Below are 24,027 nucleotides of genomic sequence, written 5' to 3'. Positions count from 1 at the left end.
TTAGATAGCCACTTTCACGCCCAGTTCTACAACACGATCCGGCGGAATACGGAAGAATTCCATGCTGGAGGTAGAGTTGCGGAGCATGAACAGGAAGATAGACATCCTCCAGCGTGACATACGTGGCACAGAAGACCGGGTAATCAGCTCGCGGGATGTGAAATAGGATGCCTGAAGGGCATCAAAGTCCACACCGTTCGCTTTCAGTTCTTCCAGTGCGCGGGGAATGTTGGGCATTTCCATAAACCCGTAGCGCAGCACAATGCGGTAGATATCTGGGGCCAGTTCCTCCACAGCTACGCGGTGGCCGCGTTCTGCCTCTGGCTGATCAAGGTTCTGCACGGTTACGAAGAGCACGTGGTCATGCAAAATCTTGTTATGCCGCAGATTATGCAGCAGACATGGGGGCACAAAGTCTGGTGTACTGGTCATAAACACAGCCATGCCGGGCACGCGAATAATGCGGGACTGCGGAAGGCGCGCGATAAAGGACCCCATGGGCAGGCTATCCTGCCGCTGGCGCGCAATAATAAGGCTGCGACCCTTTTTCCATGTGGTCATCATCAGCGTTAACACACAGCCAAGTAACACAGGCACCCAACCGCCATCAGGAATTTTAAGGGCGTTGGCGGCAAAGAAGGTGCTGTCCAGCAGCAGGAAGCCACCAAACACAGCGCCTACTTTCCATGCTGGCCAGTCAAAATGGCGCCGGAAAACGACAATGGCCAGAACAGAGGTGCAGATAAATGTACCCGTAACCGCAATACCATAGGCGGACGCCAAGGCATCAGAACTGCGGAAGGCCACCACCAGCAGCACAGCGCCCACAGCCAGAAAGCGGTTGAAGTCTGGCAGATAAATCTGGCCTTCTTCTTCCGCATTGGTGTGGGTAATGCGCAGCCGGGGCATATAGCCAAGCTGGATCAACTGGCGGCAGATGGAAAAGCCGCCGGAAATGCCAGCCTGACTGGCAATAACGGTTGCAAAAGTAGAAAGCACCACCATTGGCCCCTGCATCCAATGTGGGCATAGCAGGAAGAAGGGGTTTGCCAGAGCTTTGGGGTCAGCAATAACCAGAGCAGCCTGACCGAAATAGTTGAGTACCAACATGGGCAGCACAAAAAAGAGCCATGCATAACGGATGGGTGCACGGCCGAAATGGCCCATATCGGCATACAGAGCCTCGGCCCCGGTTACGCACAACACAACAGAACCGAGGGCAAGGAAGGAAAGCTTGCCGTGGTAGAAGATGAACTCCAGCGCATAGGTAGGTGAAAGCGCCGTGAGAATAGCTGGGTGATGTAGAATTTCGATCAGCCCTAGCGCACCTAGTGTGCCAAACCACAGCAGCATGATTGGCCCAAATATGGTGCCAACTTTGCCTGTGCCAATCCACTGTACGCTAAACAGGCTGATAATCACCAATATGGCTACGGGTATCACAAAGTCATGCGCGGCGGGCACGCTCACTTCCACGCCTTCAATGGCGGAAAGCACGGAAATGGCGGGGGTAATAATACCATCACCAAAAAACAGACAGGCGCCTACAATACCAACTAACCCTAATATCCATCGGGTTTTCTGGTTAACCACCACACGTTGGGCAAGGGACATAATAGCAAGGATACCGCCCTCACCATTATGGTCAGCCCGCATGATCAGGATGACGTATTTGACCGTGACAATCAGGATCAGTGTCCAGAAAATCAGGCTGGCAACGCCCAGAATTTCCCACGGAGCAACCTGATGGTGGCCCGAAATAACTTCTACAGTAGAGCGGAAGGCGTAAAGTGGGCTGGTGCCGATATCACCATACACAACGCCCAACACACCCAGCAGAGCGGCAAAGCCAACAGGGGCGGCAGCGTGCTGCGGTTGGTCGGCGTCAAATTCCGTAATGCGCCGCGGTTCCGGCGCTGAAGCCACATGCGGCTGATCTCCTGTAGGAGGAGAACCAGCCGGTTTGTTGGCGGGGTCAGTCATGGTGTTTCTGGCTCCACGTCAGTCTTACAGGGGCACGTTGCCCCGTTCGCCCTGCATAAAGGGCGCAGATAGGTGGAAGCAAGGCATACTGGCTTCCACCCAGAAAATGAAAATCAGGGAGAAGGTGGCCGCGGCCCGAAAATTGCGGTGCCAACACGCACAAGAGTTGCCCCTTCGGCAATGGCTTGTGGGTAATCGGCAGACATCCCCATGGAAATAACAGGGAGCCCATGTTCCTGCGCCATGCTGCGCAGAAGCCTAAAATGCGGCACAGGGTCTTGCATGGCGGGAGGAATGCACATCAGCCCTTGCAACTTTGCCCCAAACTGCTGGCGACAGGTGCGGATAAAGCTATCTGCTTTTTCACGCGGGACACCAAATTTCTGGGGCTCATCGCCTGTGTTGACCTCAATGAGCAGCTCAGGCAGGCGACCTTCTTTATCTGCTGCTTTAGCCAGAGCTTCTGCCAGTTCCGGCCGGTCCAAGCTTTCTATAACATCGGCAATGCGTACTGCATCACGCGCTTTGTTTGTTTGCAGGCCACCAATCAAATGCAGCCGAAGGTCAGGGTAAGCTGCCCGCAGGGTGGGAAACTTGCTGGCAGCTTCCTGCACACGGTTTTCTCCAAACACACGCTGGCCTGCGGCAAGAGCTTCCTGCACGCTGGAAAGCGGATGAAATTTGGAAACGGCAACCAGCGTGACAGAGGCGGGATTCCGGCCTGCTGTGTGTGCTGCTGCGTCAATATTCTGGCGAACGGCAGTAAGCCGGTCCGCTAGAACAGATGAGGGAAGGGTGGATGGTGTTTCCATGAGGCGTCAAAATTCTTGAAGACGCGCACTTGGTCAAGTGCCGCAAACGCCGCATACCTATGTTGGGAGAGGAAGATAACCTTTTCAGGCGCCTAGAAGGTCTTGGCTTAAAGCGCCTGAGGGGTACCTTAGTATAAAACCAAATTTATACTGCAAGAGAATCGACTGTTAGGATAATTTTACCCAAATGGTGTCCATCTTCCATTGCCTGATGCGCCGCCGCAGCTTGTGCCAATGGAAAAGTTTGATGGATAAAAGGGCGTATTGTGCGGTTTGTCAGCAAAGGCCAGACTTTTGCTTTCAGGTCTTGTGCAATGCGGGCTTTGCTGGCGCTATCGCGTGGGCGCAATGTGCTGCCTGTTACAATAAGCCGGTGTGTCATAATCCGCACCAGATTGGCTTGCTCGGCTTTTGCGCCCCCTTGCAGTGCGATAATGATCAGCTTTCCATCAAAGGCGAGGCTTTTGAGATTTCGCTCAAAATAAGGGCCACCCACCATATCAAGAATAACGTTTACGCCCTCGCCTTTGGTGAGCTCAGCAATGCGTTCGGCAAAATCTTCCGCTTTATAGTTAATGGCCTGTGCGCCCAGTTGTTCGCATAGAGCACATTTTTCATCTGTTCCGGCTGTTGCAAAGGGCGTGCCGCCAAAAGCCTTAACAAGCTGTATAGCCGTTGTGCCAATGCCGCTGCTACCACCATGAATCAATACCCGTGCATCTTTGGGCAGCATGGTGGGCATAAAAAGGTTGGACCACACGGTAAAAAAAGTTTCCGGTAGGGCGGCGGCTTCTATGGCATTAAAGCCTTCTGGCCAAGGTAGACACTGCCCGGCAGGCACAAGACAATATTCTGCATATCCGCCCCCATTGGCCAACGCGCATACGCGGCTTCCTATGGCAGGCATTGTGCCACCATCTTGCGGCAGGCCGTGTGCGACAACTTCCCCGGCTATTTCCAACCCTAATCTTGGACAGGCTCCGGGCGGAGGTGGATAAAGCCCTTTGCGCTGCATGATATCCGGCCGGTTTACGCCAGCAGCCATCACGCGCACCAGCACTTCTCCTCGGCCAGGTTGCGGAACCTGAATGGTTTCCAGGTGCAGGACATCGGGTGCGCCTGCCTGCGTAAAGCAGATGGCTTTCATGGTGGAAGGCAGAAGGGTAGGAGCAGGCATAGATAATTCCGCCGTCTGTAGTGGTTAACCAAAAGCATTTAACGTGGCTGCATACCGTATGGATAACGTATGCAACTTCACGTCCACGCTATAATTAACAATTTTCTCTGGTTTGTGATGTGCTAGCGCCGGTGTTTTTCTCCGGCAAGCTCTCGGCGGGTGCGTTCCAGTTCTTCTGCATAGCGGCGCAAAACATAGCGTTCACTCAGTATGCCAAGCATATTGTGATCTGTGTCTGTAACAGCCAAGGCAGGCAAGCCTGTGCGTTCAAATGCAGCTAAAGCGCGGGAGAGATTGTCTTCCGGAGCCAGAACCATGCTGTTCGGTGGCAAAAGGTTTTGTACGGGATGGTCGGAAGGCGTTATCATGGATTGGATTTGCGTATATTCCACCAACCCCATGCAGTGGTGCTGCTTATCCAGCACAACGATGTAACGAGGCGCACGGCCCGTAAATGCCGTGCGTGCTTGGGCTACAGACGTTTCAGCGGGTAGGGTATCAACCTGCGTGCGCATCATTTGCCCTACAGTCAGCGTACGCATCCAGCCTACATCCACACCAGAACGAATGTTTTCCCCACGGAGGTGAAAGCGCCAGGTGGTGAAGGAATAGCCAAAAATACGCCGTGTGGTGAGTGAGGATGTAATGGCTGCCAGTGCCACTGCTGCCGTCATGTTGGCGCTGTGCGTTGTTTCCAGTGCCAACAGAATCATGGTGAAGGGCCCCCCAATAATGGTTGTTGCCAGTGCGCACATACCGGCAACGGTGCAAAGTGTAATGGGCAGAGGCAGAAGAGGTGCTGTAAGCCCCGTAAAGGCTGCACCTGTTAGAACCCCCAAATAGAGAGATGCAAAAAAGAGCCCACCACGAAATCCACTTCCAATAGAGATAGTAGAGGCCAAGGCCTTAAGCAGGAGCAGCCCTATGGCCAGCCACAATGCCGGAGGCATCATCAACCCTTCCCGCATGGCCATATGCCCAGAAGACAGCACAGATGGGGAAACGAGGGCCAGTAACCCAACCAGTAACCCCCCTACTGCTGGGCGCAGCCAAAGAGCAGGCAGAATACGACGGAAAAGGGATTCCGTAAGCGTTACGCTTTTCATCAGCCCAACGCCGATAAAGGCTGTGGCAGTGCCAAGCAGTATGAGAAACGGATATGCCAGTGAAGGAATGGTTTGTGGCAGCGTAAGAGAAAGTTCTGGCAGATTGGCTCCTGCAAGATGAACAACAGCCAAAGCACAGAGAGATGCACAGGCCACAGGTGCCAGTAGGGGAAAGGCATAGGAACCAATAACCAGTTCAAATGCGTAAAAAGCTCCTGCCAGTGGGGCATCAAACGCAGCACCAATAGCGCCTGCCGCACCACACCCTACCAACAGGCGTATATCCGCACGGTGCATGCTGAGGTTGCGCCCAATGCGAGAGCCAAACGCGGCTCCAATCTGGCTGAAACCGGCTTCCAGCCCAATAGAAGCACCGCAACCGTTTGAAAGAACAGTTTGCCCTGCAACAATCAGGCTGTCTTTTAGGTTCATGCGGCCACCATGCAAGGCATTGGCTTCAATAGGGTCTACAGGCCGATGGCGCTGGCGGGTAAGGGCAAGGTTCCATAATCCCAGCAACAATCCCCCGCAGGTGGGAACCAGCAGGGCATGCAGGGGTGTAATATGTTGAAGGCCAGAAAGCCGAGAATGACCGGGAGCCAGAATCTGGTGAACCAGAAAGGTTGCTTTGGTCATAAGGCTGACCGCACCGCCAGCCAGCAGACCAATAAAAACCGCCAGAGCAACAAGCCACAGAGAATCCGTGCGCACCAAGGCACGTAAGGTTAGCAAAAGGCGTGCAGGTGTTTTATGAGTGCGCAGGTGGTCTAGCAGTCCTGTCATGAATTGGACATAACAGGACGGCTGACCAACGTCCAACACATCACATAAGTGTCATGCACTTTTATGAAATATGATGCATGCTGGTTATGGAGCAGGTGGTTTTCCAGCCAGAATAAGGTCAGCTTCCTGATCTGTTAAAGGATAATGGAAGAACTTACGGTAAAAGGCCTGTGTGGCCTTGTGCATATTCGTATCTGCAAAAAGATCTGGGTGCAGTTTTTGCGCAACCCATTGAAGTTGAAGTAGCTCCTCCGCGCCGTATCTGTCCCATGCAAATACGCCTCGTGGGTTTATCCATGCCCGCCCGTTTTTGAAAGCAGCCAGAGACCTTAGAGGGGAGGCCGCGTCCGGCATGCCTGCGGAGGCCCCGATAATAATGACATCCGGATTCCACACAGCAATTTGTTCAAAGGAAACAGGGCGATGGTTGCCGCTGACCGTCGCAGCATTGTGCCCGCCAGCAGTTTGTATCCAGGCATCTATCAGTGTGTCTGTACCATCAATCTGCAATGGGTTCAGGCGCGCAATATGCAAAACGCGAGGGCGTTCTGCGGCGGGCAGATTGGCCAACCGGGTGCTTAATTGCTTAAGCGTTGCTTCCATGTCCTCTTTGTAAGACTGAGCAACCCGAGTGGCTTTCGGTGTGTCCAGCGCTTGGGCTGTCATATCCATAGATTTTAGCATCTGTGGCAGAGTTGTATATTCTGCGCACAAAGTGGGCACGCCCATTCTGCGTAGTTCTTCTGCCTTTGCAGATGTTGGCACAAAAGCCAGACCGATATTGAGGGCCAGCAAATTTTCTGCGCTGGCGGTATCAGGCCGCACGCCCGTATGGGCGTTTTTCATGATAGGCGCCACTTTGAACAGCCACGGGCTATCCACTGGATTTTCGGCAGAAACCCGGATACGGTCTGCGGCCCCCAGCATGACGGAAATTTCATTATGGGCAAACCAGAGGTCTGCAATGGCTGGGTGGTCGTCCTTGATCTCAACGGTATGGCCACTCATATCCGTAACGCTGCGTGCTATGGCGGAGGAAGCAACAAAAGAGCCTAATCCCGCAATCAGCAGGGAGGAACAACAAAGGCGTGTCAGCAATGAAGGCATGGAGCGTATCCTGTTTTTATATACGATAGGATACAGATAGATGCGCCACAAGCACCATGTTAGTGTGGATATGGTGAACTCTTGGAGGAAAATTATCGTGCGTAAGCACAAGGTTATGCTGGGGGACAAGCTGCTTTATCAGGCATCTCAACTTTCACATGCGCAACGCTTTGCAAAAGCACGGCAGGCTGAAGGTGTACCGTGTCACGTTGTGCCAGATGAAACGCCCAAGCGCCCCCGTAAGGTTAGAATAAATAGTCTAACCGGCAAACCCTACCGTAAGGTGACATCGGAAAAAGCAGGGCGGTAGCGGCCTAGCTTCATGCAAAAATTAGACAAGCACTGAACGATTGTTGCGCCATGCTTCTTCCAATGCATCTGCTGGATCAGCATAAGGTGCGCTCCAGCTTCCTTCTTTATCCGGGGCATGTGTAAGGGCACGCCATGTGGCCTCACCAGTCTGACGCTCCAACGCAATGTGCCAACCCGGTGGAATACGTGCCAGCAGGCGTTCCATTTTTTGCCCGGATGTAAGGGGTTTGGCGTAATTGTGTCCCACTAGCTTCTCCCGTAGCGTTTACATGTTTAAGGGAAGAGTTCTCAAGCGTGTCAGAATTTCTGCGATAATTTCTGCTGGTTCTGGGAGCACGGAAAAAGTAAGCGCTTTCTCATCCGCTTGTGGCGGTTCCAGCGTTTCCAACTGGCTAGGCAATAAAGAGGCAGGCATAAAGTGGTCGGCCCGGGTTTTTAACCTTTGTGCCAGCACAGATGTATCTGCGCTTAAATAGATAAATATAGGCTGTACGCCATCTTGCTGAAGTCGATCACGATAAACGCGGCGGAGGGCGGAACAGGCAAGGATACCGCCCGTTCCGGCTTTTTGTTTTTCTGCCAACCAGGCATGGCAACGGGCCAACCAGCCTTGGCGGTCTTCATCTGTCAGTGGAACGCCGTGGGCCATTTTTTCAATGCTGGAGGCAGAATGCAGGCTATCTGCATCCAGCCAGGGCCACCCCAATTCATTATGCAACCCTTCAGCCACAGTGCTTTTGCCAGACCCGCATACACCCATAATAACCAGTAGGTGTCGGGTAATACCCCGTGCTGCTGGTTGGGCAGGGAGTGTGCTGTCTGTAGGGTGGGCAGAAGCATTCTGTGGCATGGGTGATGTTTTAATCCTGCTGTGGGGTGAGGATGCGTATGCCTTCTGGCCCAGCAGTAATGGTTTGGCGCGCCATATGCAGGAACAACCCGTGTTCAACCACACCAACAATTTCCAGAATGGAGCGGCCCAGCTTTTCAGGTTCCATCATGGGGCCAAACACGCAATCCATGATCAGGTTCTTCTCATCTGTCAGATAGAAAGAGGCATCACGGTTACGGCGTGGTGTAACATGTGCGCCCAGTGCCCCCAGTTGGCGTGCAACATTTTCCCAGCCAAAAGGAATAACTTCTACTGGCAGAGGGCATTTTGCACCCAGATGGTCTACATATTTGGTGGCATCGGCCACCACCACAAACTGCTTGGCGGCAGAGGCCACTATTTTTTCCCATAACAGAGCGCCACCCAAACCTTTGATGAGGTTGAGGGTGCGTGGTTCAATTTCATCCGCCCCGTCTATGGCGATATCAAGTTCTGGCTGTTCCCCAAAAGTGGTGAGGGGGATACCTTCTTCTCTGGCCTGTTTTTCTGTGACACTGGATGTAGGAATGGCGCGGATACGCAGCCCTTCTTCCCGCACACGGCGGCCAAGTTCAGCAACAACAAATTTGGCGGTAGAACCCGTGCCAAGGCCAACGGCCATGCCATCTTGCACAAGAGATGCAGCTTTAATGGCAGCCTGCTGTTTGAAGGCTGCAGCGGGATCGGGCGGTGTTGCGGTCATGCCTGTTTGTATCCTGTTAGTTCTGCGGTGCGGGAGCGGCGGGCTGATCTAAAAACCAGATCAGATTTCCTGCACTGGTAATGGCGCTGGCGGGGCAGGCAGGATCCTGCGCTCTTACGCGGGTAACAGCTTCTTTCTTGTCTGCCCCTTCTACCAGAAAAATAACGTGTCGGCTGGCATGAATAGCCGGGTATGTCAGTGTCAGTCGCGTGTGGGGGGCAACAGGCGGCACGCAAGGGGCAACCCACGCGGTGCGTTCCTGTAACACCGGCTGACCAGGGAAAAGCGAGGCCGTGTGCCCATCCGTGCCTAAGCCCAGTAGGTTTACGTCAAAAAGGGGTTTGCCTGCCTGAAGGGCATCTCCGTGATAGATCTGTTTCAGGGTGGCTTCATAGTCCTTGGCAGCTTGCTCCGCAGTACCTTTATCCGGCATGGGAAAGATGTTTTCTGCGGGCACAGGCACGCGGGAAAACAGCAGGCGGCGGATCATGCCATAATTGCTATCTGCATGATCGTGCGGCACAAACCTGTCATCTCCCAGAAAAAACTGCATGCGCTGCCACGGAAAGCGGCTGACATAGGGTTCTTCTGTCATCAGGCGGTAGAGATGTTGCGGCGTGCTACCTCCACTTAGCGCAATGCGGAAGGGAGCTTCCGGGCGCTGGAGCGTCTGCTTAACAAGCCAGTCAGCCAGATCATGCATCAGGCTGTCTCGTGTTGCAGAAATGTGCAGGGCACCGGTGGCGGTATTCTGTTCTGTCACGATACTGTCTTTCCTGCCGTGTCTGAAAGAGGAGCCACGCGGGGCAATACAAACTGTTCTATAGCCTTGGCCCAGCCATCTTCTGAATTCGGGGCCGTTACAAAATGGGCTGTTTCCGCCACTTCGGGTTTTGACTGCCCCATCGCAATAGAAAGCCCACCGATGGAGAGCATGGGCACATCGTTGTTCATATCCCCAATGCAGGCCACTTCTTCTATGGGTACGTTGTACAAATTGGCCAATTGGCGCAGGGCGTAGCCCTTGTTGGCATCTTTGGGGGTGATATCTAAAAAGCATTGGCAGGAGCGGGCTACACTGGCGCGGCCTTCTAGCAACTGCCCGATTTCCAGCTCCTGACGCATCAAGGCTTCATAATCGGCAGAAGATCCAGTCACCTTGCCAACATCCAGCTGGTAATCATCAAACGATGGCACCGCTGTAGGGGTCATGCGCACGGCTTTTGCTTCGGGTTCTACATATGCGCCGGTTGCATTAGTTACCAACCACTCATGCCCACGGAAGAGCCAGGCATCAATGTCATGCACCTTCAGCATATCCAAGGTTTCCTGAACAGCTTCGGGGTCTAGTGAGAGGCGAGAGCGGATTGTGCGGTCTGCATTAAAAATGGTGCCACCATTCAGCGCGCCATAAGGCGTGTGCAGGCCCAGCACATCAAAATACATTTCCATCCCACCCGGAGGGCGGCTGCTAACAAGACAAACAGGCACACCGGCCTGCTGAAGAGCCTGGATAGCGGCAATACTATGCCGGGTAACCTGTTTTTCCGGCGTAAGCAGCGTGCCATCCATGTCAGACACAACAAGGCGGATGCGGGAAGCAGGCGGACGGCCCGGGTTGAGTCCGTTCTGTCCGTTATCTGTCATACTTCCCGACTCCTGCACTGCGTTTAAAATGTTATGTTAGTTCTTGTTTTCTACGTGGCCACCAAAGCCAAAACGCATGGCAGATAGCACTTTTTCTGCAAATGTATTGCCACTGCGTGAACGGAAGCGCGTGAACAGTGCGGCTGTCATAACCGGCACGGGCACAGATTCTTCAATAGCGGCTTCGATTGTCCAGCGGCCTTCACCCGAATCACTCACTTCACCGCTGAATTCAGAAAGTTCACCATTTTTGGCCAGAGCCTGAGCCGTAAGGTCTAGCAACCAAGAAGATACCACGCTGCCACGGCGCCAGACTTCGGCAATATCTGCCATGTTGAGAGAGAAACGTTCATCTTCTGCTAAAAGTGGTGAGTCCTTGCGGTACATCACGTCAAAGCCTTCGGCAAAGGCCTGCATCATGCCGTATTCAATACCGTTATGAACCATTTTAACAAAATGGCCTGATCCGGCAGGGCCACAGTAAAGGTAGCCTTGTTCCGCACGGGGGTCGAGGTCTGCGTGATCACGGCCTGGCGTGCGAGGGATATCTCCAATGCCCGGTGCCAGAGAGGCCAGAATAGGATCAATATGATCGGCGGCTTCACGCGGGCCGCCATACATCATGCAGTAGCCACGGTCTAAGCCCCACACACCGCCAGATGTGCCGACATCAATGTAATCAATGCCCTTCTCAGCCAGCATTTTGGCGCGGCGGATATCATCTTTGTAATAGGTGTTGCCACCATCAATAACGATATCGCCTTTTTGCATCAGGCCAGCCAAAGCCATTACGGTTTCTTCCGTAATGGCGCCAGCCGGAAGCATGGACCACACAATTCTTTTGGGTCCGTTCAGCTTTTCCACCACATCGGCAAGGTTGCTGGCGGCAATAGCACGACCGGCTTCTGCGCGGGCAACGGTTTTTTCCACCATTGCGGTATCGCGGTCATAAACAACAACGTCGTGCCCGTGCCGTGTCAGGCGGACGGCAATGTTGCCGCCCATTCTGCCCAGTCCAACAATGCCAATCTGCATAATGTTCTCCTGTCTGATATTTTACAGGGCGTCATGCAGGGCGGAAGCAAGCGCTGCAAGGCCTTCTTTTAGATTTCCTTTAATATGCACGCGCAGGGCACGGCGTTTGCGTTCGGCTAGCACGTCAAAATCTCCACGTGCCTGAGCGGCTTTGACAACACCAAAGGAATAACCTGTGCCCGGCACGGGGAGGTCTCGCGCATCATCCGCAGTAATTTGCAGGAAAACACCCGTGTTGGGTCCACCTTTGTAAGCCTGACCGGTGGAGTGTAGAAAGCGCGGGCCAAATTCTGCTGCCGTGGCAATGGTTTTGGCATCTCGCACATGCAAGCGCACATGCTGGATCCATTCCAGTGTTTCACGGTTGCGTTCAATGTAAGCCAGAAGTCCCACGTAATCTCCGGTTTTTACGCGGTCAAAGTGTGCTTTCAGGATAGCTGTTGCTGTATCTCCCTTAAGGGCGTTCGCATTTGCTTGATCTGCAAAAAACACCAGCGGGCCGTGCTGTGCAAAAGGTTCTTCTGCGGGCAGTTTGCCGGTTTTTTCGTACGCTTCCATCAGCTTGCGTGTTTCAATCTTGGTGGATTCAACATCTGGCTGATCAAACGGATCAATGTTCAGGAATGCACCTGCAACAGCGGTTGCAATCTCCCAACGGAAGAACTCCTGCGCGATCTGGCGTCTGTTATGGAAGTTGATGGTAATGACAGGCTGCCCGGCATCAATCAGGGTTGAAATGGCTTCGTCCTGCTCATGCCGATGTTCGGTGGCGAGGCGCAGATAAACAAACAGCCTGTCTGTGCCGTAGCGCTTGGGCCCCCCCAGTGTTTCATCGTCAATGGGGATGATGCCCTTGCCATGTTTGCCGGTGGATTCAGCAATAAGCTGTTCCATCCACGCGCCAAAATCCATGATTTGTGGCGTGGCGATAATCGTCAGCTTATCGCGGCCAAACCGTGTGGCGGCAACGCCCATAATGGTGCCAAGCAAAACGCCGGGGTTGGACACGGGTGGCACGCTGCCATCGCACATGCGTACACCCCGCAGTGCATCTTCAAGGAACAAGCGTAGAGGTACACCGGCTGCCGCAGCAGGCACCATGCCAAAATTAGAAAGAACAGAGTAACGACCACCAATCTGTGGGTCACCGGCAAAAATCTTCCAGAATCCCTCGGCCTTGGCAAAGGCTTCCAGCTTAGAGCCCGGGTCTGTAATGGCTACAAAATGTGAACCCGCTTTTTCTTTCAGTGCCCGTTTGGCCAGATCCTGAAAATAGGCCAGCATGATATTGGGCTCCAGCGTGCTGCCGGATTTGGAGGCCACAATAAACAGCGTGTGGTGCGGATCTATCTTCTTTTCAAAAGCGGCAACCTGCTGCGGGTCCGTGCTGTCCAGCACGTAAAGGTGGCCAAAGCCTTCGTGCTTGCCAAAGGTCATGGCCAGCACTTCTGGCCCAAGGCTGGACCCCCCCATGCCCATCAGCAGAACCTGATGGAAACCGCGGGCCTTCACTTCAGCCTGAAAAGCTTCCAGATCCCCAATATGGTGCAGGCGGTCGTCTACCGTATTCAGCCAGTTTAGCCATTTGGCTTCTGGCCCATTGGTCCATACCGCGGCATCTTTGGCCCAGATGTGGCGGATAGAGCCAGATTTGCGCCAGGCGGTGAGGCCTTTGTTAACTGCTTCCTGAAAATCGGCTGGCAGGCTTGTTTTCAGGGTGGTGAGTTTATCGCCCAAAAGGGTGGCCTGTTTGGCAGCAACAGAGCCCAGTAGCCCATCAAAGGCATCTGCAAAGGATAGCACGCCTTCATCTACAAGGGTTTTGGTAATTCCTTCCAGATCCAGACCAAGGCGCTGGGTATCTTCCATCACCTGTCGGGCATCGGCGATATCTGTACCAAGTGTTTCAGCCACAGTGCCGTGGTCACGGAAGGCATCCATAGTCGCAGGCGGCAGAGTGTTAACGGTTTGCGGGCCGATCAGGCTATCAACATACAGCACATCGCTATAGGCTTTATCTTTGGTGCCGGTAGAGGCCCACAGAAGGCGCTGAGTTTGCGCACCTGCATCTTCCAGCGCTTTCCAGCGCGGCGTTTGCATAATTTCCTGCCAGTAAACATAGGCCATCTTGGCATTCGCAATGGCAACTTTGCCGCGTAGAGCTTTCAGGGCTGCGGCATCTTTATCCCCAGCAGCAACGCGCCGATCAATTTCTGCATCAATCTTGCTGTCAATCCGGCTGACAAAGAAGGAGGCAACGGAGGCAACGTGGGAGAGATCTCCGCCCTTGGCTTTCCGGTCTTCCAGACCACTCAACCACGCATCAACAACATCTTTGTAAGCATTCAGAGAGAAAATAAGCGTGACGTTAACGTTAATGCCTGCGGCAATGCTGGCTCGGATAGCCGGAATGCTTTCAGGCGTTGCGGGAATTTTGACCATCAGGTTGGGCTCAGCCACATCCGCCCACAAGCGGGCGGCTTCATGTGTTGTGCCTGCCAGATCTCGTGCCAGATACGGAGAAACCTCTAGGCTTACAAAGCCATCCTTGCCACGAGCCTGCTCATACACCGGGGCCAGAACACGGGCGGCTGCCTTAATGTCTGTAACGGCCAGTTTTTCGTAGAGCGCTCCGGGGGAAACAATTTCATGCGCCAGAATGTCACGCATCTGGGCATCATATTCCGTGCCTTCTCCCATCGCTTTTTGGAAGATGGCAGGATTGGAGGTGACACCACGAATGTCATCATCCTGCACAAGGCGCGCCAGTGAACCATCCTCCACAAAGGAGCGACGGATGAAGTCCAGCCAGGGGGACTGATGGGCTTTTGCGAGTGCCCGTAATGGATTGGCGCTTGGCGTGGCGGAGGATGTCATTGGTGGTTATCCTTTCTCCATCCTGCCCGATTAAAAACCGGGCAGGCCGATGTAATATAACGCGCGGTGAAATATCTGGTTTGTTCAGCCTGCCTGCCGTTTGGCTGCTGCCAATACGGCTTCTGGCGTAAAACCAAATTTTTCAAGCAGTTTGCCCGCTGGAGCTGAGGCACCAAAGCCGCGCATGGCAATGATTTCACCCGTTGGCCCAGCATAGCGATCCCACCCGATGGGTGAGCCTGCTTCTATAACCACACGTCCTGTTACAGCGGCGGGTAGCACGCTCTCACGGTAAGATTGTGGCTGGGCTTCAAAAAGTTCCCAACTGGGCATGGAAACAACCCGGGCCGGAATACCTTCTGCGCTCAGGGCTTCATACGCGCCGACAGCCAAAGAAACTTCGCTGCCCGATGCAATTAGGATGACCTTTGGTGTCTGCTCACTGCTTGCAAGAACGTACGCACCTTTGCTGAGGCCAGAAGCCGGTGCATAGCGGGTGCGATCAAGCGTGGGTAGGTTCTGGCGGCTCAGGGCAAGGGCGCTGGGGCCGGTGCGGTGCTGGATCAGAAAACGCCATGCTTCTGCCACTTCGTTGGCATCAGCTGGGCGCAGCGTTATCAGGCCCGGCGTAGCGCGCAATTGCACAAGCTGTTCGATAGGCTGATGTGTTGGGCCATCTTCACCCACACCAATGGAGTCATGGGTGAAGATATAGGTAACAGGCACGCCCATAATGGAGGAAAGGCGGATAGGGGCCTTCATGTAATCCGAGAAAATCAGAAAGCCAGCCGCATAAGGGCGCAGGCCATACAGGGCCATACCATTTGCAATGGCCCCCATGGCATGTTCTCGCACCCCAAAGTGGAAATTGCGCCCAGCATAGCTTCCGCCCCATTGTGCGGGCTGAAAGCTTTTTTCGCCTTTTAGTAGCGTTTTGGTGGAAGGCGCCAGATCGGCAGAACCACCCAGCAGCCAAGGCAACCGGCCTGCTACAGCGTTTAACACCGCGCCAGAGCTGGAGCGGGAGGCCTCACCTTTGGCGCTGGCTTCGTACACTGGAATATCTGCATCCCAGCCTTCTGGTAGCGTGCCATTGAAAATGGCATCTAGCTCTGCGGCCAGGGTTGGGTGTGAGGAATGGTAATTGGCAAACAGTTTGTTCCATGCGGCGCTGGCAGCGGCCCCACGGGCACCCAAGCCATCCTGCATATGTTGTAGCGCTACTTCTGGCACAAAGAAGCTGCTATCTTCTGGCCAGTCGAAAAACTTTTTGGTTTCACGCACTTCCTCTGCGCCCAAAGGTTCCCCATGAGCGGAGGCCATACCAGCTTTATTGGGCGCACCCCATGCGATAACCGAATGTGCGATAATAATGCTTGGGCGGCTGGTTTCAGCCTTGGCTTTGGCAATTAGTTGGGTGAAAGCTGTGGTATCGTTCGCATCCTTCAGTTCCAGAACCTGCCAGCCATAGGCCGCAAAGCGTTCTGCCACATTTTCTGTAAACGCAATGTTGGTGCCGCCTTCAATAGAAATACGGTTGGAATCGTAAATCCAGATAAGGTTGCCAAGCTGGAGATGACCAGCGAGGGAAGCCGCTTCACTGCTTACGCCTTCCATCATGTCACCATCACCACACAGGGTGTAAATATGGTGGTTAAACAGGTCAAAGCCCGGTTTATTGAAGCGTGCGGCCAGCCACTTTTCTGCTATGGCCATGCCAACAGAGTTCCCACAGCCAGCGCCTAGCGGCCCGGTTGTGGTTTCCACGCCGGTTGTATGTCCGTGTTCCGGGTGGCCCGGTGTTTTGGAGCCAAGCTGGCGGAACTGCTCTAAATCAGCCGTTGTAAGAGCAGGAGCATTGGTGATCTTGCCGTTTGTAACCTGCCGGATGCCAGATAGATGGATCATAGAGTACAGCAGAGCAGAGGCATGCCCGATGGACAGTACAAACCGATCCCGATTAGGCCACAGCGGGTTGGTTGGATCATAGTTTAAAAGGTTTTGCCATAGAGTATAGGTCAGCGGCGCCATGGACATGGCCGCTCCCGGATGGCCAGAATTGGCCTTCTGCACAGTGTCCATGACAAGTGCGCGAATGGTGTTGATGCACAGCGTATCAAGGCTGGATGCGCCACTGCCCTGCGTTTGTGCAGGTGCGCGAACAGGGGTGGGAAGAGAAACGCGCATGCAGACCTATCCTCCAGACTGGGCCGTAATTACGAATTATGGCCGGAAAGTTATGAGCACCCTAAGCGGTGTGCCTTATAAGAGTTCCGCACAATTCCACGGTTAGGCGTTTTTCGGCAAGAGATGATGACGTGCAGGCAGCTTTTTATGTTGAACAGGTCTGCTGTCATAACTCTGTGATTTTGGGCCTGAAATGCTCTTTTTGCCAAGGTAGGGAGCAGGCGTGCCACTTGTGCGTTTGTGGTATGGACAAAGGGGCTGATATGGTTCTTTTTCTAAATAACGCGGCAGCGTAAGATAACCGTTGTTGCAAAACCATTCTTTTCCGGAGGTCAGTCATGACAGAAGTTTCTTCCCGGACTCCGTCCGAGCAGGGAACAGCCACCCCGGCAACCGGTGGTAGCGCACAGGGCTTTACGCGTGAGCAGATTGAAGCACTTTTTCTAAACGCTGCGCGGGAAGGGGATGCAGATATGCTGGCCCGCTTTTTGCAGGCCGGTATGGATCCGAATCTGCGGGCTGAAAAAGGATATACGCCGCTTATTCTGGCTTCTTACAATGGGCATAAGGATGCCGTAAGCGTACTTTTAGCGCATGGTGCAAAGCCTGATTTGCAGGATGAAAAAGGAGCCACGGCGCTGGCAGGTGTGGCGTTTAAAGGCGATATGCCTATTGCTAACATGTTGCTGAAAGCTGGGGCTGCGGTGGATATTCCCAATGCTGTTGGGCGCACGCCACTGATCTTTGCCGTGATGTTTGGGCGGGATGATATGGCTCTGCTGTTGCTGAAAGCTGGGGCCAACCCGACATTGCGTGATGGCGAAGGCTTAAACGCTATTGATCTGGCCCACAGGCAAGGCAAACCCGCTCTTGAAGAAGCACTGAAAGCAGTGGCTGCCAGCCTTTCCTGAATAAAGGGATTGGCAGATTATTTTGGTTTTACACCTTCAGATAAGAAGGGATAAGGCGGCCTGAACATCAGGCTGCTTTTGTTTTTTTGGATATAGGTAGCATGAGTCGTTTCTGGAGCCCGCTTGTTCATAAGCTGACACCGTATGTTCCCGGTGAGCAGCCCAAAATGACCGATCTGATCAAGTTGAATACCAACGAATCGCCTTATGGTCCGTCTCCGCGCGTGTTGGAGGCCATTCAGGCAGCGGATAATGATACGTTGCGCCTGTATCCAGATCCTGAAGCTTTGGCTTTGCGCACAGCTTTAGGTGCCCGTGTTGGGTTGGGGCCGGAATATGTGTTTGTTGGCAATGGTTCGGACGAGGTTCTGGCACATGCTTTTCAGGCATTCTTTGCGCATGGCGCACCGTTGTTGTTTCCAGATGTAACCTACAGTTTTTACCATGTGTATTGCGGCCTTTATTCCCTACCTTTCCGTACGGTTCCACTTACGGATGATATGCAGGTAAATATTGCAGATTATGCAGGCCCATGCAGTGGTGTGGTGGTTGCCAACCCCAACGCACCAACGGGAATTGCCCTTAGTCTGGCGGAGGTGCGTAAACTTCTGGAGCTTCAGCCAGACCGTGTTGTGCTGATTGATGAAGCCTATGTGGATTTTGGCGCTGAAAGTGCTGTTTCCTTAATTAAGGAATACCCCAACCTCTTGGTGGTACAGACTTTTTCTAAATCCCGTGCACTTGCTGGCTTGCGGGTTGGTTTTGCGTTTGGGCAGCCTGAACTTATTGAAGGGCTGGTGCGGATTAAGGATAGTTTTAATTCCTATCCGCTGGATCGTCTGGCGCAGGTGGGTGCAACGGCCGCGGTGGAAGATGAGGCATGGTTTGCTTCCAGCGTGCAGAAGGTGATTGCCAGCAGAACGGCGTTGGCAAATGGGCTGCAAAAACTCGGCTTTGATGTCTTGCCGTCCAAAGCCAATTTTGTTTACACTCGACATCCGAACCGGAACGCAGCAGAACTGGCCATCCAACTCAGAGAGCGTGCCATTATTGTTAGGCACTTAAGGGGTGAGCGCACCGCTGCGTGGTTGCGCATTACGGTCGGCACAGATCAGCAGTGTGAAAGCTTGCTTTCAACGCTGCGGGATATTCTGTGCAGCAATTCGCTATAATCAGACCTTAAAAGTCTGCTTTCTTTGCGCGTATAGGGGGCTTGCCTGCCGTTTTTTGTGGTGGGTGACCGGCTATGTGCGTTTGGCGCAGGTTTCAATAGGTCACTTCTGCACTGTGCAGGCAGCGCGGCCATAATGCTGGCCGTGCCTTCTTTTGTTGTAATGAGGTTCAGCTCATGCGTGCTTATCGTGGCCAGATGTCTGACAACCAGCCTATTCGTCGTTCTCTGCCAGAAAAACAGAAGCAGCTGCGCGATCTGAAGGAAACGCTGGGGGCAATGAAGGCTCATACCTCTCCGGCGCTTAAGGAAAGCATACGTAAGCGTATTGCTCAGCTAGAAGCCGAGCTGACAGCGGCACCTGTTCTTAAAGCTGCACGCAAGCAGCAAGATGGTGCGCGCTCTGCTCGCCCTGCAAGGGATAGTTCTGGCCGTCGTTCCGGCGGTTTGCGGGTGCGATCATAAATTTAAGTGTTGGCAAAAGGTGGTTTGCCTGCCTTTTGCCAATGTTTGGCCCATGCTATGCAACCTGACTGGCGCTGGCGCCAAAAACAGGTTTTATTACGCAGCCCGCTTAGGGATATGCCCGTAAGAAAGCAGGGAGACCAGTGATGCCCAACCTACCATCAGCCGGAGCCCTGCCTGATCTTCTTTCTGAAGGCGGTACCCTGCTGCGTGATGGCTTGGTGTGGGCCATTTTCTGCCGTCCGGGTAAGGAGCCGGTGGAACTGGGGCGGGATGTTGTAACGCAACGCCTAACAACTGGAAGCTTCCCCCCAGAACTCATGAAAGAGGATGGGTGGGCTTGGTTCCATTTTGATATTGTCCATACTCTTTCTCGCGCACAGATTGAAAGCATACCTTCGTTACCAGAAGAGGTACGTCAGGTTCTGACCAATCTGGAGCGCAGCACGCGGCTGGAAAGTGAGGGCGATATTGTTTTTGGTGCCCTGCCAGCGTTTGATGACACATCCACTGATGATGAAAGAAATGTTAGCACGTGGCGGTTTGCTCTGGAACCAGACCTGCTGCTCACCACGCGCAGGCATCCTATTCCTGCATTAGGGGTGGTGTATCACGAGTTACAGCGTGGGCTTGTTCCCCGTTCTCCTGCCAAGGTGGTAGATCGGGCGTTGCTGGAATTTGCAGATACATTGCGGCGTGATTTCGCACGGTTGGATGATCAGTTGGATCGTGCAGAAGATGTGCTGCTGATGCTGGATCGAGATACAGATCTGGGCCGCATGAGTGGCTTGCTGGGTGTTGCCCGGCGTCGCTCTACAGAATTGCGACGTGTTCTGGCACCGGTAGATCGTATTTTTCGTGATGAGGAACTGGAACTGCCTGAATGGGCTGAGGATGATTTGCGAGATCGCTCCCAACGCCAGGTTCATGCAGCGCTGGACGACCTTTTGGCCTTGCAGGACAGGGCGCGCTCTTTGCAGGATGAACTTACATCTAATCAGGCGGAAGAAACCAACCGTCGTCTGTATATCGTTTCTGTTGGTACAACATTGATGCTGCCAGCCACGTTTGTAACCGGGTTTTTCGGCATGAACACTGGCGGTATGTTTTTGTCCGGCGGTGCGTGGGATACGGTTATTGCCGGTATTCTGTGCTTTGGTATCATGCTTGGCACATGGTTTGTGCTGAAGCTGACAAAACTGCTTTAAGCTTTTATCCGTGCCGTGGGGCTAGCAGAATAACGCCAGCACCCAGTAAGCAGATTAACGCGCCGGTCATTTCCCATTTATCCGGTGTCCGGCCTTCTACACAGCGCATCCATATAAGTGATGCCGTAATATAAACACCACCATAAGCAGCATAGGCCCGGCTTGCGCTTTCTTCATCTATACGCGTGAGCAGAAAGGCAAATATGCAGAGGCTGATCAGTCCGGGGACAGTCAGCCAACCTGAGCGGCCTTCCTTTATCCAGAGCCAGACGGCAAAGCAGCCTGCAATTTCGGCAAAACCGGCAAGAAGATAGATACCGAAAGAACGCAGCAGAAAAACAAGTGCATTCATGATTCAGGAATGGTCTTTCTGGGTGCTTTGTTCAGACTCTGCACGGTATGCGTCCATGACAGATTTTACCGAGCCATCCATCCGTATCTGCCCATGTTCCATCCAGATAAGCCGGGTGCACCATTTTTCCAGCACACCCAGCGCATGTGAAGTAATGACCAGAATATCCGTAGAATCCACTACAGAGGCCAAGCGCTTTTCTGCACGTTCCTGAAAGTGGAAATCTCCAGCCATAAACCATTCATCCATCAGCAGGATTTGTGGGGTAATGGAAGTTGCAAGGCCAAAACCCAGCCGAATGGTCATACCAGTGGAATAAAGTCTTACGGGTAAATCCAAAAAGTCATCTAGCTGAGCAAAAGCTTCTACGTCTTTTTCAAGTTGGCTGATCTGTGCGGAATGAAAGCCTTTCTGGTGGCCAAATAGGCTGATGTTTTCCCGCCCCGTTAACTGTGGGTTCATGCCAGAAAGCAGATCCAGCAACGGGGCCACTTTGCCATGAATATGCACGTTTGGCGCTTCCGGCATGTAGATGCCCGCCATAACACGCAGCAGAGTGGATTTACCTGCACCGTTATGCCCAATAAGCCCCACGCGTTCCCCAGCCTTGATACTGAGAGAAACATCTCTGAGTGCTTCTACATAAACTGTGCCTGTTTCACCTTGCCCAAGGGTAACAGCACCCCCAGTTTGAAGCCCGCGCGCACTGGCCAGCAGAGACTTACCACGCTTAAGGAGCATTTTTTTAAGTGAACGCGCCCCTCCATGGAAAATAGGAAAGCTAAGCGAAAGATCTTTAATGCTGATGGAGGCTGATTCAGTGGTGGTTTTTGCTCTCGCAAGCGTAGAAGAATCTGTCATATCCAGAACGCCAGTCTGCTACGGGAGCGGGAGAAGGTGAATAAGGCCAGAATCCATAAAGTGAGGCTGAAACCTCCGGCAATCATCCATAATGTGAGTTCCGGAGCCTGCCCCAGAAACGGGCGGCGGACAATTTCTAGCAGTGCATAAAATGGATTGAAATACAGCCAGAATGTTGTGTTTCCGAGCTGTTTGGGCTCCCAAATAACAGGGGTAATGTAAAACATAATCTGGAGAATACTGCCTACAATAGGCGGAATATCTCTAAAACGGGCGCAAGCACTGCCCAATAACAGGCAGAGTGCTACGTTGTTGGCTAACCACACTGCAATGGCCGGTATGGCCAAAAGCATGGTAAGGCCCGGCCATACGCCCAACACCAAAAATACCACAATAGGCACAATGATGTTGTAACCAAACATAATCCCACACCGAACCATGGTGCGGAACGCCTGCACGGAATACGGCATGTTAACCGAACGCAGGGTTTCTGCTGCCCGCGTAAAGGTAGAACAGCTTTCTTGAATAAGAGAGGAAAGCCCTGCCTGCCATAGAATAAGCGAAATTGCCAGATATGGGAGGTAATCGTGCAGAACCAGATGGAAGAGCTGAGAATAGATCAGCCCCATGGAGCCAACCATGACACCGGTAGTAAGTGTAAGCCAGAAGGGGCCAATGCGTGATCCGTTGAATTGCAGCCGGATATCTAGCCAGCCCAACGAAAGGGCCAGTCGCCACAGGCGTAGCCCGCCCGCAATATCATTGCAGGCAGAAACAAGGCGGGAGCGCGAAGGTTGGCTAGGGTGTGTGGGTAACCCAGATCCAGAAAACTGCGCGGAAGAACCAGATGTGGCCGTCATGCTTTATGGCCTATCCGATCAATTCGGTCTCTGCAACAGGCAGTATAATGGGCAAAGAACAACAGCAGCGATTTCTTGCATGAGAAACCTCCGAGGTATAAATACCAGCATGAGTTTTATGCCAGATCGTCAGGAAAGCTTCCCGACAAGCCGGTGCCTTGCCTTCCATGAATGGGATGACCAGACAGCATGACATCCAAACAGGTCAGCCAGCATAAGCGGTGTTCTGTGGCATGGCGAGGCAAAAGATTGGCCCGCGCTACTAAAGGTTCAGTTATTCTGGGGCTTTTGGCGTTACTTTCTGCCTGTGCAAATCAGCCCAGTGGGGATGATATTACCATGCCTGTGGCGGAAGAAGCCGCACGGTATCGGGCGCATGCGCGTTCCTATTACGCACCACCTGGCACAGCGCAAGATCCTTGGGGGCCGTATATTCAGGAAGCATCAAAGCGGTTTGATGTGCCGGATGCATGGATACGCGCGGTTATTCAGCAAGAATCGGGCGGCAGGCTTTTTCATAATGGGCAGCTTGTCACATCCGGGCCGGGGGCTATGGGGCTGATGCAGCTCATGCCTCCCACATATGATGAAATGCGCCAAGCCTATAGTTTGGGTGATGATGCGTTTGACCCGCATGATAATATTATGGCGGGCACGGGCTATATTCGCCAGTTATATGATGTGTATGGTTCTCCGGGTTTTTTGGCGGCTTACAATGCAGGCCCCGGAAGGCTTGAAGATTTTCTGACGCGCAACCGTACGCTCCCGCGTGAAACCCGGAATTATGTAGCCTCTATCGGGCGCAGGATTGTCGGGATTTCTCCGACCAATCGCTCTCAGGCAGATTTGTTGGTTGCCAGCCATGATAGCATGGCCCAGTCCTACCAGCCTATTCAATCTGTAGGGGAAGTGAACTCCGTTAAATCTGCTTGGGCGCAGCGGAGCGGCAATAGTGGTGCACAACCGGTGCAACTGGCTGAAGTGGTGGGGAATGATGGAGATGCCGCAACCACATCCTATACACCAGAATGGCAGCCTGTTGCCCGTAAAGGCCGCATTAGTGGGCTGACAGAAAGCCCGGCAGATGTGCGTGCAGCTTGGGCGCAGCGGTTAGGATCTTCCGAAACAGCGGCCTCAACTGCGCCAGTGCAGGTGGCAGATGCGTCTGATCCTATTCCTAACCCGCCCGAACAACTTACAGCACCTTCCCGCCTTGTGTTGGGGAGCACGTCTCAACGGCGCATACAGATGTTTTCTACTGCACACGCAGAACCTGCGCCATTACTGACACATCGTACACGTGGCGATGAGTCCAAAACATGGGCTATTCAGGTGGGTGCGTTTGGCACGCAATCCATGGCGCAAAATGCAACCGGGCAAGCGCGCAACCGGGCAGCCCTTTCTGGCGCACGTGCGCAAATAGCGAGTGTTCAGGCCAAAACGGGCAAATTGTATCGAGCTAGGCTGACCAATCTTTCGCACGAAGAAGCATTGGATGCTTGCCGCAAGCTAAGTGGCTGCGTGGTGATTTCCCCCGGTTCGCGTTCCTGATTTTTGTGCCTATTAAGTGATATAGGCACAAAAATATATCCATTTTTC

Annotated in this window: 22 protein-coding genes; 6 read left to right on the top strand and 16 right to left on the bottom strand. The window is 53.3% G+C overall.

Annotated features, from left to right (window positions below; translation table 11 throughout):
* The 5 genes from WG31_RS11640 to WG31_RS11620 all read right to left on the bottom strand — a co-directional run bounded on the left by WG31_RS11640 (position 1) and on the right by WG31_RS11620 (position 6,968).
* A complete protein-coding gene (locus WG31_RS11640; RefSeq protein ID WP_006115820.1) occupies positions 1–1,983 on the bottom strand; it encodes a potassium transporter Kup in 1,983 nt (660 codons plus the stop codon).
* A 113-nt stretch (positions 1,984–2,096) separates the two neighbouring features.
* Positions 2,097–2,795 carry a YggS family pyridoxal phosphate-dependent enzyme gene (locus WG31_RS11635; RefSeq protein ID WP_063354621.1) on the bottom strand — a complete coding sequence of 233 codons (699 nt, stop codon included), beginning with the start codon at positions 2,793–2,795 and terminating at the stop codon, positions 2,097–2,099.
* A 145-nt stretch (positions 2,796–2,940) separates the two neighbouring features.
* On the bottom strand, positions 2,941–3,972 hold the full coding sequence (locus tag WG31_RS11630) for an NAD(P)H-quinone oxidoreductase (RefSeq protein WP_082823208.1): 1,032 nt from the start codon (positions 3,970–3,972) through the stop codon (positions 2,941–2,943).
* A gap of 122 nt (positions 3,973–4,094) precedes the next feature.
* On the bottom strand, positions 4,095–5,861 hold the full coding sequence (locus tag WG31_RS11625; RefSeq protein ID WP_063354620.1) for a chloride channel protein: 1,767 nt from the start codon (positions 5,859–5,861) through the stop codon (positions 4,095–4,097).
* A gap of 84 nt (positions 5,862–5,945) precedes the next feature.
* A complete protein-coding gene (locus tag WG31_RS11620; RefSeq protein WP_063354619.1) occupies positions 5,946–6,968 on the bottom strand; it encodes an ABC transporter substrate-binding protein in 1,023 nt (340 codons plus the stop codon).
* A gap of 97 nt (positions 6,969–7,065) precedes the next feature.
* Here WG31_RS11620 and WG31_RS11615 point away from each other — a divergent pair, with 97 nt between their 5' ends.
* Entirely contained in the window at positions 7,066–7,278 is a 213-nt protein-coding gene (locus WG31_RS11615; protein WP_170315295.1) for a hypothetical protein, read from the top strand.
* A gap of 21 nt (positions 7,279–7,299) precedes the next feature.
* On the opposite strand, the gene WG31_RS11610 is transcribed toward WG31_RS11615, so the two are convergent.
* From WG31_RS11610 to tkt, 8 genes are all read right to left on the bottom strand, one after another.
* Positions 7,300–7,527, bottom strand: coding sequence for a hypothetical protein (locus tag WG31_RS11610; RefSeq protein WP_006115827.1), 228 nt, complete (start codon positions 7,525–7,527; stop codon positions 7,300–7,302).
* An 18-nt stretch (positions 7,528–7,545) separates the two neighbouring features.
* On the bottom strand, positions 7,546–8,130 hold the full coding sequence (locus WG31_RS11605; protein ID WP_006115828.1) for a gluconokinase: 585 nt from the start codon (positions 8,128–8,130) through the stop codon (positions 7,546–7,548).
* A gap of 10 nt (positions 8,131–8,140) precedes the next feature.
* On the bottom strand, positions 8,141–8,854 hold the full coding sequence (gene rpiA / locus WG31_RS11600) for a ribose-5-phosphate isomerase RpiA (protein WP_006115829.1): 714 nt from the start codon (positions 8,852–8,854) through the stop codon (positions 8,141–8,143).
* Positions 8,855–8,870: 16 nt separating this feature from the next.
* Positions 8,871–9,617, bottom strand: a complete 747-nt coding sequence (pgl, locus tag WG31_RS11595) for a 6-phosphogluconolactonase (RefSeq protein WP_063354618.1) — start codon at positions 9,615–9,617, stop codon at positions 8,871–8,873.
* Positions 9,614–10,501, bottom strand: a complete 888-nt coding sequence (locus WG31_RS11590; RefSeq protein ID WP_063354617.1) for a Cof-type HAD-IIB family hydrolase — start codon at positions 10,499–10,501, stop codon at positions 9,614–9,616. The genes pgl and WG31_RS11590 overlap by 4 nt, the downstream gene beginning before the upstream one ends.
* 36 nt (positions 10,502–10,537) lie before the next feature.
* On the bottom strand, positions 10,538–11,536 hold the full coding sequence (gene gnd / locus WG31_RS11585; RefSeq protein WP_063354616.1) for a phosphogluconate dehydrogenase (NAD(+)-dependent, decarboxylating): 999 nt from the start codon (positions 11,534–11,536) through the stop codon (positions 10,538–10,540).
* 21 nt (positions 11,537–11,557) lie between these two features.
* Positions 11,558–14,413: a bifunctional transaldolase/phosoglucose isomerase gene (locus tag WG31_RS11580; RefSeq protein ID WP_063354615.1), complete on the bottom strand. Its 2,856-nt coding sequence runs from the start codon at positions 14,411–14,413 to the stop codon at positions 11,558–11,560.
* An 84-nt stretch (positions 14,414–14,497) separates the two neighbouring features.
* A complete protein-coding gene (gene tkt, locus WG31_RS11575) occupies positions 14,498–16,600 on the bottom strand; it encodes a transketolase (protein ID WP_063354614.1) in 2,103 nt (700 codons plus the stop codon).
* 338 nt (positions 16,601–16,938) lie between these two features.
* Here tkt and WG31_RS11570 point away from each other — a divergent pair, with 338 nt between their 5' ends.
* The 4 genes from WG31_RS11570 (at position 16,939) to WG31_RS11555 (ending at position 20,355) form a co-directional block, all read left to right on the top strand.
* Positions 16,939–17,511 carry an ankyrin repeat domain-containing protein gene (locus WG31_RS11570; RefSeq protein ID WP_063354613.1) on the top strand — a complete coding sequence of 191 codons (573 nt, stop codon included), beginning with the start codon at positions 16,939–16,941 and terminating at the stop codon, positions 17,509–17,511.
* A gap of 101 nt (positions 17,512–17,612) precedes the next feature.
* Complete coding sequence (gene hisC / locus WG31_RS11565; protein WP_063354612.1) at positions 17,613–18,683, top strand: histidinol-phosphate transaminase; 1,071 nt, start codon at positions 17,613–17,615, stop codon at positions 18,681–18,683.
* Positions 18,684–18,859: 176 nt separating this feature from the next.
* Complete coding sequence (locus WG31_RS11560) at positions 18,860–19,147, top strand: hypothetical protein (RefSeq protein WP_063354611.1); 288 nt, start codon at positions 18,860–18,862, stop codon at positions 19,145–19,147.
* Between the two features lie 146 nt (positions 19,148–19,293).
* Entirely contained in the window at positions 19,294–20,355 is a 1,062-nt protein-coding gene (locus tag WG31_RS11555; protein ID WP_035353675.1) for a transporter, read from the top strand.
* 4 nt (positions 20,356–20,359) lie between these two features.
* On the opposite strand, the gene WG31_RS11550 is transcribed toward WG31_RS11555, so the two are convergent.
* Genes WG31_RS11550 through WG31_RS11540 form a run of 3 tightly spaced genes read right to left on the bottom strand, consistent with a single transcriptional unit; the run spans position 20,360 to position 22,428 of the window.
* Positions 20,360–20,710, bottom strand: coding sequence for a YnfA family protein (locus WG31_RS11550; RefSeq protein WP_081461423.1), 351 nt, complete (start codon positions 20,708–20,710; stop codon positions 20,360–20,362).
* Positions 20,711–21,568, bottom strand: coding sequence for an ABC transporter ATP-binding protein (locus WG31_RS11545; RefSeq protein ID WP_063354610.1), 858 nt, complete (start codon positions 21,566–21,568; stop codon positions 20,711–20,713). It abuts the gene before it with no gap.
* Entirely contained in the window at positions 21,565–22,428 is an 864-nt protein-coding gene (locus tag WG31_RS11540; protein WP_006115842.1) for an ABC transporter permease, read from the bottom strand. The genes WG31_RS11545 and WG31_RS11540 overlap by 4 nt, the downstream gene beginning before the upstream one ends.
* 189 nt (positions 22,429–22,617) lie before the next feature.
* On the opposite strand from WG31_RS11540, the gene WG31_RS11535 reads away from it, so the two are divergent.
* Positions 22,618–23,979, top strand: a complete 1,362-nt coding sequence (locus WG31_RS11535) for a transglycosylase SLT domain-containing protein (protein WP_063354609.1) — start codon at positions 22,618–22,620, stop codon at positions 23,977–23,979.
* Positions 23,980–24,027 lie beyond the last annotated feature (48 nt).

Source organism: Acetobacter oryzifermentans, from assembly GCF_001628715.1.
GTDB lineage: Bacteria > Pseudomonadota > Alphaproteobacteria > Acetobacterales > Acetobacteraceae > Acetobacter > Acetobacter oryzifermentans.
Note: the sequence above shows the minus strand (reverse complement) of the source record. Positions and strands in the feature narration are given on the sequence as shown.